At 67.0% G+C, this 17,196-nt stretch carries 18 protein-coding genes; 9 read left to right on the forward strand and 9 right to left on the reverse strand.

Annotation, left to right across the window (positions count from 1 at the left end; translation table 11 throughout):
• Positions 1-987: a tripartite tricarboxylate transporter substrate binding protein gene (locus CDO44_RS00725; RefSeq protein ID WP_087778217.1), complete on the reverse strand. Its 987-nt coding sequence runs from the start codon at positions 985-987 to the stop codon at positions 1-3.
• A 283-nt stretch (positions 988-1,270) separates the two neighbouring features.
• On the opposite strand from CDO44_RS00725, the gene CDO44_RS00730 reads away from it, so the two are divergent.
• From CDO44_RS00730 to CDO44_RS00750, 4 genes are all read left to right on the forward strand, one after another.
• The gene (locus tag CDO44_RS00730; protein ID WP_087778218.1) at positions 1,271-1,807 is read left to right on the forward strand and encodes a MarR family winged helix-turn-helix transcriptional regulator; all 537 of its coding nucleotides are present in this window, start codon (positions 1,271-1,273) and stop codon (positions 1,805-1,807) included.
• Between the two features lie 69 nt (positions 1,808-1,876).
• Positions 1,877-2,674, forward strand: coding sequence for an exodeoxyribonuclease III (locus CDO44_RS00735; protein WP_087778219.1), 798 nt, complete (start codon positions 1,877-1,879; stop codon positions 2,672-2,674).
• 19 nt (positions 2,675-2,693) lie between these two features.
• Positions 2,694-3,272: a LysR family transcriptional regulator gene (locus CDO44_RS27325; protein ID WP_144389443.1), complete on the forward strand. Its 579-nt coding sequence runs from the start codon at positions 2,694-2,696 to the stop codon at positions 3,270-3,272.
• Positions 3,245-4,006, forward strand: coding sequence for a LysR substrate-binding domain-containing protein (locus tag CDO44_RS00750; protein ID WP_158213179.1), 762 nt, complete (start codon positions 3,245-3,247; stop codon positions 4,004-4,006). The genes CDO44_RS27325 and CDO44_RS00750 overlap by 28 nt, the downstream gene beginning before the upstream one ends.
• A gap of 23 nt (positions 4,007-4,029) precedes the next feature.
• Here CDO44_RS00750 and CDO44_RS00755 read toward each other — a convergent pair whose 3' ends face one another.
• From CDO44_RS00755 to CDO44_RS00770, 4 genes are all read right to left on the reverse strand, one after another.
• Complete coding sequence (locus tag CDO44_RS00755) at positions 4,030-5,310, reverse strand: hydantoinase/carbamoylase family amidase (RefSeq protein WP_087778221.1); 1,281 nt, start codon at positions 5,308-5,310, stop codon at positions 4,030-4,032.
• Positions 5,311-5,317: 7 nt separating this feature from the next.
• Entirely contained in the window at positions 5,318-6,253 is a 936-nt protein-coding gene (locus tag CDO44_RS00760; RefSeq protein WP_087778222.1) for a dihydroorotate dehydrogenase, read from the reverse strand.
• Positions 6,253-7,089 carry a dihydroorotate dehydrogenase electron transfer subunit gene (locus CDO44_RS00765; protein WP_087778223.1) on the reverse strand — a complete coding sequence of 279 codons (837 nt, stop codon included), beginning with the start codon at positions 7,087-7,089 and terminating at the stop codon, positions 6,253-6,255. Before CDO44_RS00765 ends, CDO44_RS00760 begins: the two co-directional genes overlap by 1 nt.
• Before the next feature lie 179 nt (positions 7,090-7,268).
• Complete coding sequence (locus CDO44_RS00770) at positions 7,269-8,519, reverse strand: MFS transporter (RefSeq protein WP_087778224.1); 1,251 nt, start codon at positions 8,517-8,519, stop codon at positions 7,269-7,271.
• Between the two features lie 393 nt (positions 8,520-8,912).
• Between CDO44_RS00770 and CDO44_RS00775 the strand changes: the two genes are divergently transcribed.
• The 4 genes from CDO44_RS00775 to CDO44_RS00790 all read left to right on the forward strand — a co-directional run bounded on the left by CDO44_RS00775 (position 8,913) and on the right by CDO44_RS00790 (position 12,298).
• The gene (locus CDO44_RS00775; RefSeq protein WP_087778225.1) at positions 8,913-9,797 is read left to right on the forward strand and encodes a helix-turn-helix domain-containing protein; all 885 of its coding nucleotides are present in this window, start codon (positions 8,913-8,915) and stop codon (positions 9,795-9,797) included.
• 218 nt (positions 9,798-10,015) lie between these two features.
• Entirely contained in the window at positions 10,016-10,690 is a 675-nt protein-coding gene (locus CDO44_RS00780; RefSeq protein ID WP_087778226.1) for an orotate phosphoribosyltransferase, read from the forward strand.
• Positions 10,691-10,712: 22 nt separating this feature from the next.
• A complete protein-coding gene (locus tag CDO44_RS00785) occupies positions 10,713-11,042 on the forward strand; it encodes a hypothetical protein (protein ID WP_087778227.1) in 330 nt (109 codons plus the stop codon).
• On the forward strand, positions 11,039-12,298 hold the full coding sequence (locus CDO44_RS00790) for a muropeptide transporter (protein WP_198951262.1): 1,260 nt from the start codon (positions 11,039-11,041) through the stop codon (positions 12,296-12,298). Before CDO44_RS00785 ends, CDO44_RS00790 begins: the two co-directional genes overlap by 4 nt.
• 43 nt (positions 12,299-12,341) lie before the next feature.
• Here the strand turns inward: CDO44_RS00790 and CDO44_RS00795 are convergent, their stop codons facing one another.
• The gene (locus CDO44_RS00795) at positions 12,342-13,043 is read right to left on the reverse strand and encodes a DUF2076 domain-containing protein (RefSeq protein WP_158213180.1); all 702 of its coding nucleotides are present in this window, start codon (positions 13,041-13,043) and stop codon (positions 12,342-12,344) included.
• 97 nt (positions 13,044-13,140) lie between these two features.
• Positions 13,141-13,578: a multidrug/biocide efflux PACE transporter gene (locus tag CDO44_RS00800; protein ID WP_233145981.1), complete on the reverse strand. Its 438-nt coding sequence runs from the start codon at positions 13,576-13,578 to the stop codon at positions 13,141-13,143.
• Between the two features lie 103 nt (positions 13,579-13,681).
• Between CDO44_RS00800 and CDO44_RS00805 the strand changes: the two genes are divergently transcribed.
• The gene (locus CDO44_RS00805; protein WP_087778230.1) at positions 13,682-14,542 is read left to right on the forward strand and encodes a LysR family transcriptional regulator; all 861 of its coding nucleotides are present in this window, start codon (positions 13,682-13,684) and stop codon (positions 14,540-14,542) included.
• A gap of 116 nt (positions 14,543-14,658) precedes the next feature.
• On the opposite strand, the gene CDO44_RS00810 is transcribed toward CDO44_RS00805, so the two are convergent.
• The gene (locus CDO44_RS00810; protein WP_087778231.1) at positions 14,659-16,335 is read right to left on the reverse strand and encodes a SulP family inorganic anion transporter; all 1,677 of its coding nucleotides are present in this window, start codon (positions 16,333-16,335) and stop codon (positions 14,659-14,661) included.
• 31 nt (positions 16,336-16,366) lie between these two features.
• On the reverse strand, positions 16,367-17,119 hold the full coding sequence (locus CDO44_RS00815) for an SDR family oxidoreductase (protein WP_087778232.1): 753 nt from the start codon (positions 17,117-17,119) through the stop codon (positions 16,367-16,369).
• Between the last annotated feature and the right edge of the window lie 77 nt (positions 17,120-17,196).

Consider the following 17,196-nt stretch of genomic DNA (forward strand, 5'->3'; position numbering starts at 1 on the left):
TTACTGCGCCTTGATGCCCAGGGACTTGATGATGCCGCCGACCACCTCGTATTCGCGCGCGTTGGTGCGGCCCAGTTCGGCCGGTTCGCCGCCGTGCGGGAACGCGCCGTAGGTGGCCAGCTTCTGGATCACGTCCTGCTGCTTCAGAATCTCGTTCAGGTGGCCGTTCAGCAGCTTGACGACGTCGGCGGGCGTGCCCTTGGGCGCGAAGAAGCCGTTCCACGCCCCGACCACGATGTCCTTGTAGCCGGACTCGACCAGCGTCGGGATGCCGGGCGCGAGCGGCGAGCGCTTGGCGTCGCCGATGGCCAGCGGGACCAGGCGGCCGGCGGCGAAGTACTGCGTCACGGGTCCCAGCGTGACCCACGCGGTGTCGACGTGGCCGGCGACCACGTCGGTCACCGACGGGCCCACGCCGCGATAGGGCACGTGCTGGATGGAGACCTTGGCCTCGCGGTTCAGCCATTCGGCGATCACGTGCATGGGCGAGCCCGCGCCCGGGCTGGCGTAGGACACCGTCCTGCCGGACCTCGCGGCGTCGATCATGTCCTTCACGCTCTTGAAGCCGGTCCTGGGGTTGGCCACGAGCACCAGCGGTTGCACGGCGGTCTGGTTGATGGGTTCGAAACCGTTCAGCACGTCGTAGCTCTGGGCGGGCGACAGGCCCAGCACCATGGGCGCCGTGGTGAAGGGATTGGGAGTGAACAACAGGGTATAGCCGTCGGGCGCGGCGCGGCCCACGTAGCCGTTGCCCACGGTGCCTCCCGCGCCGCCCTTGTTCTCGACGATGACCGACTGCTTCAGGCGCTCGCCCAGCTTTTCGGCGAACAGGCGGGCGATGGCGTCGGTGTCGCCGCCCGGCGGATACGACACGACGACGGTGATCGGCTTGGAGGGGTAGTTGGCCGCGGCATGCGCCACGCCCACCCCGGCACAACAAGTCAGCGCCGTGGCGACGGCAAGGATCTGGCGGCGATTGAATTTCATCACTGGCTCCCAAGAGGACGACCACTCGCCCGGGCGACGTTCCCGCGGGGCGAGGGCTTGATACGGTTCCGGCAAAACCATCCCACAGGTGAAACATCTATTCACCATGGAAACGCGATCTTCCTCTTTTATTGTTGATGCATCAACAATCAGATTGTACCGATTGACAAACCGAGGTCGAGTTTTCCAGGATTTTCGAAATATTCCTTCATGCATAACGATTCGGGCACTATGGAATAATCCTTCGTCCCGCGTCCCGGAATCACTCTCGCCGAAGCTCACCATGCCCCTGAAGAAGAAGGCCTCTTTCAACCCGGCGTCCGCCGACGATTGCCCCTGGGTGGATCTCGACGAGCAGGGCACCGGACTGTCCGTGGACGATTTCATCACCACCCTCGTCGTGCGTACCGGCAATTCCCTGCGGCGCGTCGTGACGCTGCCCTACTCCGACCAGTTCGGATTGACCATGGCCGAATGGCGCATGCTGTCGGTGGTGGCCGAGGCGCAATCGCTGCCTTTTTCCGAACTGGTCAAGCGTTCGGAAACCGACAAGTCGCTGGTGAGCCGCGCCCTGCGGCTGCTCGAGACACGCGGGCTGGTGATCCTGGAGCCGGTGGATGGCTCGCCCCGGCGAGGCCTGACCTGCCGCCTGTCGCAGGAAGGCCAGGCGCTCTATACGCGCGCCATGCCCGTGGCGCAGCGGGCGCAGGCAGCCATGATCCGCGTATTGAACGATGAAGAGCGCCGCGTGCTCTACAAGACCCTCCACAAGCTGCGCCGCGCCTGCCGCGACGAGGAAGGCGGCCCGGACGACGAATAGGCCCTTGCGGCGCCCGCCAGACGCACCGCGTAGAATTCGGCCAGTCATTCCGTCTTCCAGGAGCCGATTTTGCTGCGTATCGTATCCATCAACCTGAACGGCATCCGTTCGGCCGCCCGCAAGGGCTTCTATCCCTGGCTGGCCACGACCGGCGCAGACGTCGTCTGCCTGCAGGAACTCAAGGCCCAGGACGCCGACATTACCGACGAGATGCGCCACCCGCCCGGTTATGAAGGCCACTTCTTCCCCGCGGAGAAAAAGGGGTACAGCGGCGTCGGCGCCTACGTGAAACGCGCCTGCGAATCGGTCATCTGGGGATTCGACAAGGAAGAATTCGACGCCGAGGGCCGCATCCTGCGCATCGACTGGCCCGGCCTGACCGTGGTCAGCGCCTACCTGCCCTCGGGGAGCAGCGGCGACGAGCGCCAGCAGGCCAAGTACCGCTTCCTCGATCGTTTCGCGCCCTGGCTCACAGGCCTGATGGACGAACATCGCCGCACCGGACGCGAGTTCGTGATCTGCGGCGACTGGAACATCGCGCACAAGGAAATCGATCTGAAGAACTGGAAGAGCAACCAGAAGAACAGCGGCTTCCTGCCCGAGGAACGCGCCTGGCTGAGCAAGGTGTTCGACGAGATCGGCTGGGTGGACGTCTACCGCCGGCTGCACCCGGAGACGACCGGAGAGGCCTACACCTGGTGGAGCAACCGGGGCCAGGCCTGGGCCAAGAACGTGGGGTGGCGCATCGACTACCAGATCGCCACGCCGGGCATCGCCGGCAAGGCCAAGGCGGCGGCCATCTACAAGGAGGAACGGTTCTCGGACCACGCGCCGCTGACGGTGGACTACGACTGGAAGCTGGACTGAACGGCGGCGAGCGGCGCGCATGGACATCCGCCACCTGCGCTATTTCATGGCCATGGTCGAAGGCGGCAGCCTGTCCGAGGCTTCGCGCCGGCTGCACGTGGCCCAGCCGGCGCTGAGCCAGCGCCTGGCCGATCTGGAAGAAGAGCTGGGCGTGCAACTGTTCGTGCGCGGCCCCGGCGGCATCGCGGTCACCGAGGCCGGCACGGAACTCTACGCGCGGGCCGCGGCCATCGTGAAGCAGATGGAGTCGGCCCGCGCGGCGGTGCGCGAAAAGGCGGGCCATGCCCAAGGCCCGGTCGCCATCGGCATCCTCAAATCCGTGGCGCCCATCGTCGCGGCGCCGCTGTACCTGGCCATCAAGCGGGAGCTTCCCGCAGTCACGCCGGAAATCGTCGTCGGCTACTCCGACGAGCTGCGGCAGCGGCTGCGCGCCTCGCAGCTGGACATCGCGATGCAGGTCCACGCCGCCCACGAAAAATACGCGCCCGCGACGGTGCTCTATCGCGAGCGCCTGTGCCTCATCGGCCCCGCGCCCCTGGTCGGCGACCGCGCCGCGCCGCTGAAGTGCTGGTGGAACGCGGCCGCACGATACGCCTGACCGCCGCGGGCAAGACCTTGTGCGAGACGGCCAATCGCGTGCTGGCCGATATCCACCGTACCCTTGCCGGCCTGCGCAGCGGCGGCCAACTGCAGGGCGGGCGCATCCGGGTGGCCGTGGGGCCGCTGACTGCGGCCACTTTTTTCCCACGGGCGCTGGCGCTGTTCCGCGCGCGGCATCCGCTGGTCGCGGTTGAGGTGCTGGACGTACCGGTCGAACAGGCTTCGCAGCGGCTGGCCGCCGACGAGGTGGACGTTGCCATCGGCTCGCCCGGCACCAGTCCGGCCGTGGCTACGGTGCTGCGCACCGAACTGCTGCTGCGCGACCGGCTCTATGCGGTCTATGCGCGCGGCAAGGCGCCGCCCGCGCCGGCCGGCGGCCGCAAGATGAAATGGGAGGCATTGCAGCACGCCGAAGTGATACTGACCGACCGCGTCAGCGGACAGTGGCGCGAGGTCTTTCTTCAGTTGTCGCGGGCGGGCGTGGTGCTGAATGCCGTGCAGGAGGTCAAGCTCTATTCGACCGCGCTCGAAATGGTCCGCTGCGGCCTGGGCATGACCTTGCTGCCAGCGTTCGCAGCCCGCCACCTGGACTCCGCGCACTACGACGTGCGCGGCATCTCGCACGGCGACACGCGCTGGGAAGTGCACTGGATGACGCGCGCCGCTGCGGCGCCGACGGCCGCCGTGCAGGCGCTGCGCGCGGCCACCGCCGAAGCGCTGGTTTCGGTTTGAAGCGCCGCGGGGCGCGGTGCCGGCTATCCCAGCCTGGGCAGCGAACGGTACAGCACGTCCACGCCCGCCATGAAGTCGTCGATGTCCATGGCTTCGGCCGGATTGTGCGATCCGTTCTCGTTGCGGATGAAAATCATGGCCGACGGGATCCCGGCATTGGCGAACAAGGCGGCATCGTGGCCGGCGCCGCTGGGAATGCGCTCGGCGGGCAGGCCCAGTTCGGCGGAAGTGTCCAACAGCACCTGGACCAGTTTCGGATCCATGGTCGCCGGCGCCGATTCGATGCGCCGGTCGAACTCGAAGCGCACGCCGCGCTGGCGGGCCACCGCGTCGCATTCGGCGCGCATCACGCGGTAGAACTCCTCCAGCGTTTCCGTGCTTTCGCTGCGGACTTCGAAACTGAAGTCCACGCGACCGGGGATGCGCGATACCGCATGTTCGGCAGGATCGGTGCCCATCACGCCCGAGGTCACGACCAGGTCGTTTCCGCGCTCGAGCAGCACGCGCCAGTGCTCGTCCAGGCGCATCAGCAGGTCGGACACGGCAAATACCGCATCGCTGCGCAGCCAGCGCGGCACGGCGCCCGAATGACCCGGCTCGCCGACGCAGCGCACCAGGTTGTGGCGGATGTTGCCGCGTATGCCCGACACGACGGCAGTGGGCCATTTGCGGGCCACCATTAACGGCCCCTGCTCGATGTGCAGTTCCAGATAGGCTTTCACGCCCGACACCCAGGGCACGGGCTTGCCGGCGGCGATACGATCCACGTCGGCGCCCACGCTGGCCATGGCTTCGGCCAGCGTGCGCCCGCTGCGCTTGTTGCGCAAGGCAAGGTCGTCAGGCTTGAGCTTGCCGAGGATGGCGCTCGAACCCATGTAGGCCTTGCCGAACCACGCGCTTTCCTCGCCGCGCATGCCGGCCACCCACAGCGGATGCGGCAGCCGCACGCCTTCGTCCTTCAACCGCTTCAGGCACAGCAGGCCGGCGATCACGCCCGCCAGCCCGTCGTAGTTGCCGCCCTGGGGCACGGAATCGACGTGCGATCCGCACACCACCGGCGCCTCCTCGCCGCCACCGGGCAGCGAGAACACGACGTTGGCCGCGGGATCGGTCCGGGCATCGATGCCATGCTGCCGCGCCCATTCGACCAGCGCCTCCAGGCATGCGCTCTCGGTCGGTCCGTAGCTCTCGCGCGAGACGCCGACGCCATCGGAACTGAGGGCGCGGATGCGCTCGAACAGGTCGATCGCTTCCTGTCGTCCGGGAATGGCCTTGCCGCCGGCCGCCGTGGTTGCTGCTGTCATGTCGCCCTCAAGCCATGGCCTCGAAAGGCACGAAGCCGGTATCTTCCACGGCGCCCACCAGCCCCTGCAGGTTGGGCATGCCCTTGCGCCGGCAATACTGGACCAGGCCGTCGATGACCTCGATCATCGCGGTGGGATGCACGAAGGTCGCGGTACCCACTTGCACGGCGGCCGCGCCGGCCAGCATGTATTCGATGGCGTCATCGGCGGTGGAGATGCCGCCGCAGCCGATGATGGGAATCGACACGGCGCGATGGCATTGGTAGACCATGCGCACGACAATGGGCTTGATCGCGGGACCGGACATGCCGCCCATGACGTTGCCCAGCTTGGGCCGGCGCGTGTCGATGTCGATCGCCATGCCCAGGATGGTGTTGGCGACCACGATGGCGTCCGCGCCTTCCTCTTGCGCCGCGCGCGCCACGTTGGCGATCTCGCCGGTATTGGGCGTGAGCTTGACCCACAGCGGCAGCGAGGTCGAGGCGCGCAGCGCCTTCACCACCGCGGCGGTGGAACGGGCATGCATCGCGAAGGCCTTGCCGTCTTCCTCGATGTTGGGACACGAGATGTTGGCCTCGATGGCGGCCACGCCCTCGACCCGCGACAGCTCGGCCGCCAGCCGCGCGAAGCCGTCGTTGGACGGCGCCGAGATGCTGACCACCAGCGGCGGCGAGAACTTCCGGTAGAACGGAATGCTCTCGCGGATGAAGTAGTCGGAGCCCTTGCTGGGAATGCCGATGGCATTGAGCATGCCGCTGTGCACTTCCGCCACGCGCGGCACCGGGTTGCCGGTGCGCTTCTCGTGCGTGATGGTCTTGGTGACGAAGGCGCCCAGCCGGTTGAAGTCGATGGTGTTGGCCAGGCCGTCGGCGAACGTGCCCGAGGCCGGCATCACGGGATTGGAGAGACGCAGTCCGCCTACGTCTACGGACAAGTCGATCATCACGCCACCTCCGCCAGGGGAAACACGGGACCGTCCCAGCAGACGCGCTTGCTGACCAGCTTGTCGCCTTCGCGGAAGGCGCGCACGCAGCAATAGCACATGCCGATGCCGCAGGCCATCTGCTGCTCCATCGCCACTTCGCCAGGCACGGACAATTCGGCGCCCAGCCGCTGCATCAGCAGGGTCAGGCGCGACGAACCACAGGTATAGAACGCATCGGCGCGGCCGGCGGCATGCAGCTCGCGCAGCAGCCGCTCGACGTTCTCGACGGAACTCGTGCCCGCCTCGTCGGTAACTTCGATGAGGGTAGCGCCGATGGCCGCGAAGCGGTCCTGCGACATCAGGCTGGCCGCATCGCGCGCGCTGAGGATGGCCGTCACGCCCACGCCCGCGGCAGCCGCCAGCTCGGCCAGGGGCGCCAGCGTCGCGAGCCCGACGCCGCGACCCAGCACGACGATGTTGCGTGCGCCCGCCGGCAGCGTGAACCCCACGCCCAGCGGCCCCAGCATGGGCAGCTTGTCGCCGGGCTCGAGCGTGGCCAGCCCGCGCGTGCCCGCGCCGGTGACCTTGTACAGGAACTCCACCCGCCCCGTGGCCGGATCGGCCCGGTACGTGCTCATGGGCCGGCGAAAGAACGGCGAATCCTGCTCGGTGGAAGGACACAGCAGATGAAAGAACTGCCCCGCCTTCGCCCCGGCCGCCGGCAACCCGGCATCGAGCACGAGATGCTTGTAGTCCCGGTTGACCCACTCATTGCTGATGACCACGCCGTGCGTATCCGGCGCAGGCAGTCCGGCGCAGCTGACAACGCGCGATTCGGACGATACGACTTTCATTCTGCTTCCTCTGCCCCGGGGCAAACCACCCCAGCGCTCGACACTTCTCAATCAAGGCACCGAGGATCGGGCAGGCCGATCCGCGGTGCCTCCCCAGAGACCCAGGATGCGGTGGATCCGGCTCCGCCGGTCCACTCGCATCGCCCCCTGGGGGGCGCCCGTCAGGGCGTAGGGGGGACCTACTCCAACGCCGCGCCCTTGCGCTCCGGGATCAGGAACAGCGTGGCGATGATGTCCAGCACGTAGATCGACGCCAGCAGCGCGATCGCATAGCTGAACGAATACTTCGCTGCCACCGCCCCGACCGCCAGCGGCCCGAATCCGCCTACCGCCCGGCCGATGTTGAACAGCACGTTCTGTGCCGTGGCGCGCGCCTGGGTCGGGTAGAGCTCCGAGATCAACGCGCCATAGCCGCCCAGCATGCCGTTCACGAACATGCCCATGATGGCGCCGCCGATCAGCAGCGCGTATTGCGAGCTCAGCTGCGAATAGGCGAGCACCGAGATGACCGCGCCGACCTGGTAGAGCAGGAAGATGGGGCGGCGGCCGACGCGATCGGCCAGTTGGCCGAACAGCCAGATGCCGAACGCCATGCCGATGATGGTGATGGCGGTCCAGCCGGCCGACTTGGTCAGCGAATAGCCGAACTGGTTGCTCAGGTACGAAGGCATCCAGATCATCACGCCGTAGTAGCCGAAGTTCTGCACCGAGGTCAGGATCACCACGCCCAGGCTGGCGCGGGTCGTCTTGGCGTCCGCCACCAGGAGCTTGAAGGAGTTCTCCTTCGGCGCCGTGGACTTCTGGCTCTCGATGAAGATCTTGGGTTCGCCGATGAAGTGGCGGATGACGAAAGCCACGACCGCGGGCAGCACGCCGATGGCGAACATGCCGCGCCAGCCGACGATAGGCAGCAGGATGGGCGTGACCAGGGCCGCGGCCAGCACACCGGCCTGCCAGCCGAGGCCGACGTACGAGCTCATGCGCGCCCGCTGCTCGGGGCGACACGCTTCGGCGGCCAGGGCCATGCCGATGCCGAATTCACCGCCCAGCCCCAGGCCGGCGATGGTACGGTAGGCCAGCAGGTCCCAATAGCCTTGCGCCAGGGCGCACAAGCCGGTGAAGATGGCGAACAGCAGGATGGTCCAGTTGAGCACGCGGACACGGCCGTACTTGTCGCTCAGCCAGCCGAACACGATGCCGCCCACGACGGCGCCGACCAGCGTCCAGGTCACGAGCGATCCGGCCTGGGTGCTGGTCAGCCCGAGGTCGGACGAGATCGCGGCCAGGATGAAGCCCAGTATCAAGAGGTCGAAACCGTCGAGCGCATAGCCCACGGTCGAGGCGATGACCGCCTTGCGGGCGTAGTCTTCGCCCTCGTTCGCCTTGCCGACGGGAATGTCCCCGGGACTCGCGGCGTACTTGTCTGCCATTTCCTATCTCCGAAAGGAAGATGTGTATATCGATGAAAAAATGCCCACGCTTGCCGCTACGCGGCGACGCTGCCCCCGACGGGCGTTTTCATCTTGGGGCGGCCCGGTGATGAAAAATGCCTACGCTTTCCTTCGCGCGCCGGACATGCTCGTGACACGGGGGCGCGCGAAGCCATTTACGCCGAAAGTCTTTTTTTTTAGACTAAGACACTTTTTCTTACCTTTCAAGGAAAATTTCACTAAGCTGATAAGGTAAATCCCGATGTTGCCCCGCACGCACAATATTAGTGCAAACCCGCACTAACGCTGGGCAATAAACGATTCAGCCGCCCCGCTCAGGGGCAGCACCAGGCATGGCCCAGCAAACCGGTATTCTCATTTTTTAGACTTTCGATGAACACGAACCCATCCAAGCCGCGCGCCGTCGATTTCCACGCCATAGGAGAAAGGCTGCGCGCCTACCGGATGGGCGCCTCGCTGCGGGCCGAGGAAGTGGCGGCGCAGCTGGGCGTGTCGCGCGCCGCGGTATACCGCATGGAAAAGGGCGACATCGTCAAGATCGAGACGCTGGAGCGGCTGGCCCACATACTGGATACCACGCTGGCCTCGCTGCTGGGCGTGGGGGCCGAGTACTACACCTCGCCCGTGGCCTACATCGAACGCATGCGCCAGCTCGAGACCGACGCCACGCGCATCATGGCGCACTTCGAGCCCATCTCGTTCCTGCTGACATCCGACGAGTACGGCGGCTACCTGGAACAGATGCTGCGTGAGGCGCACCCCGATCTCGATCCGGAACGGACGCAGTCCCTGATGAAAATCCTGGGTGAGCGCAAGCGCGCCTTCGCCCGGCGCCGTCCTCCGATCATCAGCCTGATCGGACTGCGCGAAATCGAACGCTTCGTGCACTTCGGGCTGGTGGGCCGCATCGACCTGCCGCCGTCGGTGCGGATGGAGCGCTCCCTCGCCGCACGGCGCGAGGTCGAGCGCATCATCCGGCTGCTGCGCGAACATCCCATGGACATGCAGATCGGCATCGTGGACGACAGCATGCCCAACGCCACGTTCCAGGTGTTCGAACGTCCGAGCGCGTCGTTCGTGGCAGTGAGTCCATTCCGGTTCGGCGAGCTGCCCAACGTGGCGACCGGCATCGCCCAGGTCACCTCGGCGCCGGAAGCGGTCCAGCTTTATACGAAAATGGTGGAGAACCTCTGGCAGCGGGCCTACAAGGGCCAGCAGGCGGCGGAACTTCTGAGTAGCATGCTGAAAGTAGTATGACCCCCCCTACGCGCTTGCGCGCGCCCCCCAGGGGGCACTGGCGGACCGGCGGAGCCGGATCCGCTGTGCCCTGGGGGACCAATGGGCTGGCGGGAGAAGGGCGTTCTTTACGGTATCCGATCAAGTTGGATGGACCGCAAGAAGGCTGGGAACCTTGGAAATTTCAGAGGGATGCGCGTGAGCGCATGGGGAAATCGACGGGAAGGGATATCGGAAAAATGGAAGAAAGTTCTATCGGGCCGACGGTGGCGCGGCTGTTGCTGGAATCGGGGGCGGTGCATGTGACGGCGGGCAAGCCGTTCATCTTGCGGTCGGGCTGGGCGAGTCCCGTGTACGTGGACGTGCGGCGGCTGATTTCGTCGGTGGCGGGTCGCAATGTGCTGGTGGAAGCGGCGCTGTCGGTGGTGCGCAATCGCATCGGCGTGCAGAACATCGACGCGATCGCCGGAGCCGAGACCGCGGGGGTGCCGTACGCGGCATGGCTGGCCGACCGGTTGTCGCTGCCGCTGCTGATCGTGCGCAAGAAACCGCTGGGTTTTGGCCGCAACGCCCAGATCGAAGGCGCCGCCGAACCCGGGTCGCGCGTGCTGCTGGTGGACGACCTCACCACGGACGGCCAGAGCAAGCGCAACTTCTGCAAGGCGGTGCGTGACTCGGGGCTCGAACTGGAACACGTGCTGAGCATCTTCTATTACGATACGTTTGTCGAAAGCCGGCGTACCATGGAGGAAATCGGCGTTGCGATGCATGCGCTGGCCACCTGGCAGGACATCATCGCGCAGGCCAGAACGGGCACCGCCCTGTCCGCCGCCGATATAGAAAAAGTAGAAGGGTTCCTGCTCCACACATCCGAATGGTCCAAGGCCCATGGCGGCATTGCCCGCCTCCCCTGACTTTTATCGTTACCCTTGTGTTATGAACTTCACCGATCTGATCCAACGTTTCGCCGCCCAGGCTCCCGGTACCGACAGTTTCCTCAAGGTCAAGGAAGGCTCGCTGGCGCTGGTTTCCAGCGATTCGGAACACGCCGCCGCGTATTTCCTGATCTACGGCTTCGCCCGCTCGTACGTGCTGCTCTATGAAGACCAGGGCATCGACCCGGCCTTCGCCGAAACCGCCAAGACCCAGTTGCTTTCCTACATGAAGCGCCTGGACGAGGCTTTCAAATCCGGGGCTGCCGGCGATCTGGTCGCCGCGATGAACTGGATCGTGCTCGACTACGGCCGCAGCGGAAAGATATTTTGAACGCGCGCCCGCAGGCGCCGGCCGCCGCTTCGTCGCTGTACACGAACCGGCGCGTGGCGCCGCTGCTGGCGCTCGGCTTTGCCAGCGGCCTGCCGCTGGCGTTGACCACCGGCACCCTGCAGGCCTGGGCCACCGTCGACGGCGTGTCGCTGCAAGCCATCGGCTTCCTGACCCTGGTGGGATCCGCCTACACGCTCAAGTTCCTGTGGGCGCCGCTGATGGACCGCTACACCCCGCCCCTGCTGGGCCGGCGGCGCGGCTGGATGGTGGTGACGCAATTGCTGCTCGCGCTGTCCATCATGGCGATGGGCCTGCTTTCGCCCAGTGCGGCGCTGCTGCCGCTGGCACTGATCGCGGTCTTCGTGGCCTTCTGCTCCGCCTCGCAGGACATCGCTTTCGACGCCTACCGGACCGACGTGCTGCGCAAAGAGGAACGAGGCGCGGGCGCGGCGGTGTCGGTACTGGGATACCGCCTGGCGATGCTGGTGTCCGGAGGGCTCGCGCTCGTCATCGCCGACAGCTGGCTGGGCTGGGGCAACATGTACGTGCTCATGGGCGCACTGATGGGCCTGGCGATCCTCGCCACGCTCTGGGCGCCCGAACCGGAGACCCCGGCAACCGCTCCGCGCACGCTGGCCGAAGCGGTAGCCGGACCGCTGCTGGAATTTTTCCGCCGTCCCGGCGCCATCGTGCTGCTGGTGCTGATCGTGCTGTACAAGCTGGGCGACGCTTTCGCGGGCAGCCTGTCGACCGCCTTCCTGATACGAGGCGCGGGTTTTTCCGCGACCGAAGTCGGCACCATCAACAAGGTACTCGGCCTGGGAGCCACCATCATCGGCGCGCTGGCGGGCGGCTCGCTGCTCGCGCGGCTGGGGCTGTTTCGTTCGCTGATGCTGTTCGGGCTGCTGCAGGCCGTCTCCAACCTGGGGTTCTGGCTGATCGCCATCAGCCCCAAGAGCATCCTGCTGATGGCCGCCGCCGTGGGCATCGAGAACCTGTGCGGCGGCATGGGTACGGCGGCCTTCGTGGCGCTGCTGATGGGCCTGTGCGACCACCGCTTCTCGGCCACCCAGTTCGCGCTGCTGTCGGCCCTGTCGGCCGTGGGGCGCACCTACCTGGCGGGGCCGCTGGCGCCTCCCATGGTGGAGACCTACGGCTGGCCGGCCTTCTTCCTGATGACGGCCATCATCGCCCTGCCCGGCATGGCGCTGCTGTGGTGGCGACGGGCCGACGTGCGGGCGCTGGACCAGGCCTGAGGCGGCTCGCGCGGCGGCGCTCGCCGCGCGAGCCGCGCCGGCTTCAGACGAAATCGTCGTCGCCGAAGGAGTCCCCCTCGTCCAGCCAGCCGTCGCCGTCCTGCGACGCATCCGCCTGCAGGTCCCCGGTCCCATCCTGGCCGGCGTCGGTGCCGTAGTTGTTGGTGATGTTTTCGGTGATCGTTTCGGACACGGGCGCATTCCCCGCCGCCTGGGCCGCCGCGTTCGCCCCGCCGCCCAGCAGATGCTCGATGCCGTTGAAGAGGAACATGCCGCCCGCCACACCGGCCGCGGTGGCGGCGGCGTTGCCCAGGAAGCTGCCCATGCCGCCCGCCGCCGGGGACTGCGCATAGGACTGCGGGGCTCCGGGATTGCCGACGGGCAAGCCGGCGCGCTGGCCGAGCCTGCTGCCGATCAGCGGGCCGGAAGACGCCTCCTCGCGCCTGGACGACCGGCCCCAGGCATCCCCGCCCAGCAGGCCTCCCAGGAAACTGCCCGAAGACTTGGCGGGCGGACGGGCCTCGAGATCGTCGATCTTCTGCTGCAGCTCCGCGATGCGGGCCTTTGCGTCTGCCAGCGCATGCTCGAGCAGCAGCGCGCGCTGGATGGTGAGGTACAGCGCATCCGGCTGACGCGCGGCTTGCTGGCGGATCAGCGCGTCGGCTTCGGCATCCTTGTCTACGCCCTGGACGCCGGCGAGCTTGTTCAGGAAGTCCTCGAGCAGGGTTCGTTCATGCGGTGTCATGGCATCCTCCGCGAATGTCGGCCATGGATTGGGCTGCCGCATGGTGGCAGCCGGTTCTTAAACCAATCTTAAGACCGGCGTGCCGGCGGGACATTCCCTAGCAGGTTTGTCCGTTTGTTCCCGCCCAATGATCCCGCGCCCGGTCGTACACGAGGTTGTACAGGTAGGTATAAGGCAGAAAGAACAGCAACAGCCCGATATCCAGGACCAGCGCCTCCCACAGCGAGATGCCCAGCCACCAGGCGGCCAGGGGCACCACGATCACGATCAGCCCGCCCTCGAAGCCCAGTGCGTGGCCCACGCGCACGCGGGTGTCGCGCACCCATCCCAGGCGCCGTTCCACGCGTTCGAAGCCGGCGTTGTAGACCATGTTCCATAGCATGGCGACCAGGGAAATCGCGGCCGTGAGCGCGCCCATGTGCAGCAGCGGCTTGCCCATGATCCATGCCAGGGCCGGCGCGCACAGCGCCACAGCGATGATTTCGAAGAGCAGGGCATGGGCCAGCCGTTCGCCCAGGGTTTTCTTGGGTACCACGTCAAACCTCTCGTTCAACACTTCTTGCTTGCCATTTTCTTCGACAAACCCGTTTAATAAAATGTGATAACTATCGGATTTTCCGATTGATTGGAGCCCCGCCATGGCCTATTCCCTCGACGCCCTCGCCGCCTTCACGCAGGCCGCGGCGCTGGGCTCGTTCTCGGCCGCCGCCCGCAAGCTGGGCAAGCGGCAATCGAGCATCAGCGAGAGCATTGCCAACCTGGAGATCGACCTGGGCGTGCGATTGTTCGACCGGGCCACGCGCCAGCCGACCCTGACGCCAGCCGGCCAGGCGCTGCTGGTGGAAGCCGCCCAGGTACTCGCCAGCGCCGAGCGCCTGGGCCGGGCCGCCGGCCGGTTCGCGGCGGGACACGAGGCCCGGTTGACGCTGGCGCTGTCGGATACCTATCAGTCCGAACGCTTCGAAACCATCCTGGGCGCGCTCGACCGCCAATATCCCGAGCTGGAATTCGAATGCATGATCTCGGAAGACTGGGACACCGTCGCCACCGTACAGCGCGGCCGCGCCGACCTGGGCCTGGTGCGCGCCCAGGAGAGCTATCCACCCGACATCGAACACAGGACCTTGCCCGAACAGTCGGAGATGGTGCTGGTGGCTGGCAAGGGGCATCCCCTGGCGAAGCGCCAATGCGTGAACGAGGCCGACCTGCGGGGCGAGCGCGAGCTGCGCATCGCGCCCTATGAAGAAGACGGCCGCCGCGTCGCGCGGGGACGCACCTGGTCGGCACCCTATTACCTGCTGTTGCTGGAAATGGCGATCATGAATTTCGGCTGGGCCCGCCTGCCGCGCTGGCTGGTGTCCCGCTTCGCCCCGGGCGAACTGGTGGAACTGCACGTGCCCGGACAGGAACGCCTGCTGCCGGTGGACGTCTTGTGGTCCAACCAGCGCCCGCTGGGGCCGGCCGGGGCCTGGATGCTGGCTGAATTGCTGAAAGCCTGAGCCCTTCGGGCGGCCGCGCGGGCGCGCGCACTGGACTACCCTCCTGTCGCTGCGCGACATCCTCCCCGAGGGAGGGAGCGCGCCCTTCGGGCGGCCGGGCGGGCGCGCGGGCGCGCTCAGGCCGCCGCCAGCCGGTCTATCGCCTCGCGCTCGGTGCGGAAGACATGCTCGGGGGGCAGGAGCCGGGTGACGCCGGCGGTTTCCAGCACGTCTTCCACCTGTTTTTTCACGCCCGCCAGATAGACCTCTACGCCCTGGTCGCGCAGGGTACCGATGAGATAGGTGAGCGTGTCGACACCGGTCACGTCGATGCTGTTGATGGGGCCCGCATAGATCAGCACCCGCCGGATGCCGGGGTCGGCCCGGCAGCGCTCGGTAATGAAATGCTCGAGCGGGTTGGCGGTGACGAAGCTCAGGGCTGCGTCCATCCGCACCGCCAGGAGGTCGGGCGCCAGCGGCGGCAAGCCGAAACGCTGGCGGTCGCGCAGCGTGCCGTCGGCGTGCACGCCGACTTCGACGATGCGCGGATGCGAGCGCTGGTACAGGAAATAACCCAGCGACAGGATGAAACCCGCGAGTATCCCCCACTGCAATTGCGGCGCGGCGATCAGGGTGGCGACCGCGGTGGCCGCGGCAATGCACGCTTCCGCGCGCGACGTGTGCCACAGCCTGGCGAAGAAGCGCGGCGAGATCAGGTTCGTGACGGGCACGATGATGACCGCTGCCAGGAACGCGCGTGGCAAATGCGCGATGGCGGGCGTCAGGAACAGCAGGCTTGCCAGCACGCAGACGAAAGCGAACAGCGCCGACCAGCCGGTGCGGGCGCCGACGAACAGGTTCAGCGCCGACCGCGAGAATGAAGCGCTGACGGGGAATGCGCCGCTCAGGCCGCTGGCCACCTTGGCCAACCCCTGGCCGATGAACTCCTGGTCTTCGTTCCAGCGCTGGCGTGTGCTGCGCGAGATGGTCTTGGCGCTGGACAGGGCTTCGACGAAGCTCACGAGCGCGATCACCGCCGCCGCGGGCAGAAGGCTCCGGTAGTCTTCCCAGTCCAACGGCTTGGGAATGGAAAACGCCGGCAGGCCGGCGGGCAAGGCCCCCACGACCGCGCCGCCGCGCGCGCCATAGTCGATGGCCCAGCTGATTACGCCGGTGACGAGCGCCGCCGCCAGCACGGTGGGCAGCCGCTTGCTGTGCTTCTTCAAGGCGAAGAGGAACACCAGCGTTCCCATGCCGAAAGCAAAGGCCGTCCAGTCGACGCCGCCGACCAGACCGGCGGCATCGCCGGCGGCGAGGGCGGCGCGCGATGCGCTCCAGTGCAGCCCCAGCATCGCGGGCAATTGCGACAGCATGATCAGCAGCGCCGCGGCCTGGGTGAAGGCGCCTACCACCGATCCGGGCAGGAAGTTCACCACCATGCCGAGCCGGGTCGCGCCGATCAGGATCTGGATGGCACCCGCCATCAACGCCAGCCAGATCGCCAGCTCCACCCAGCGTGCCGATTCCGCCGCGGCCATGCCCGCCAGCGAACCGGCCACCAGCATGCTGGTGAGCGCCACCGGACCGGCGCCGAGCAGTTGGCACGATCCCCAAAGCACACTGATCACCGGCGGCACCAGGGCGGCGTACAGGCCGGTGATGGGAGGCATGCCTGCCAGCATCGCATAGGCCACGGCCTGCGGAACCAGGATCAGGCCCAGCGTGAAGCCGGCCCGGGCATCGGATGCGAGATCGGCGGCCGTGGGGCGAGGCCAGTTCAGGAAAGGGAAGTAGCGGCGGAGCGGAGCGGGCATGGAACGGCGTGGCCTCGTGGAAAGCGGGCGGTCAGCGGTGTCTGGGTTTGCGGGGAGCCCGCACGGCCAGGCGGTCGTAGACCGCGTCCGGCAGCAGGCGCAGCAGCTTGGCGACGATGGCCATCTGCCACGGAATGACGGCATAGCGCACACCCCGGTCGAGAGCGCGCGCCGCCTTGGCGGCGAACACGTCCGCGTCCATCAGGAACGGCATGGGATAGGGATTGCGGGCGGTCATGGGTGTGCGAATATAGCCCGGCGCAATGGTCGACACACGGATACCGTAAGGGGACAGCTCGTTGCGCAGGCTTTCGCAATAGGCGATGACCGCCGCCTTGGACGCGCTGTACGCCCCCGCGCCAGGCAGCCCGCGTATGCCGGCCACGCTCGCGATGCCGGCCAGCTGGCCGCGGCCGGCCTGCTTCATGGCCGCGACGAAGGGCTCGAAGGTGGCCACCATGGCCACGAGATTGGTATCGACCACGGCGCGAAAGGCATCGAAATCATCCATTTCCTCGGTCAGCGTACCGGTGCTGATGCCGGCGTTGGCGATTACCAGGTCGACCGCGCCGCCGGCCAGGAAATCGCGCGCCGCCGCATGCAGCGCGGCCCGGTCGCGCACGTCGAGCGGATAGCAGCGGTGGCTGCCCGGCAGCGAGCCCGCAAGCTCGCGCAACGCCGGTTCGCGCCGGCCGACGAGGCCGAGACTGGCGCCGCGCGCGGCGTAATGGGCGGCCAGGGCCCTGCCGATTCCGCTGCTTGCGCCGGTAATGAAGATTCTCATACCCCCCTTTCGGGTCGAGGCGTTGTGCCATGGGTGATTCAAGGTCATGAAGGCGGATCCACCTCATCGGGATCGTG

The sequence above is a fragment of the Pigmentiphaga sp. NML080357 genome (assembly GCF_002188465.1).
In the GTDB taxonomy this organism is placed as follows: domain Bacteria; phylum Pseudomonadota; class Gammaproteobacteria; order Burkholderiales; family Burkholderiaceae_B; genus Pigmentiphaga.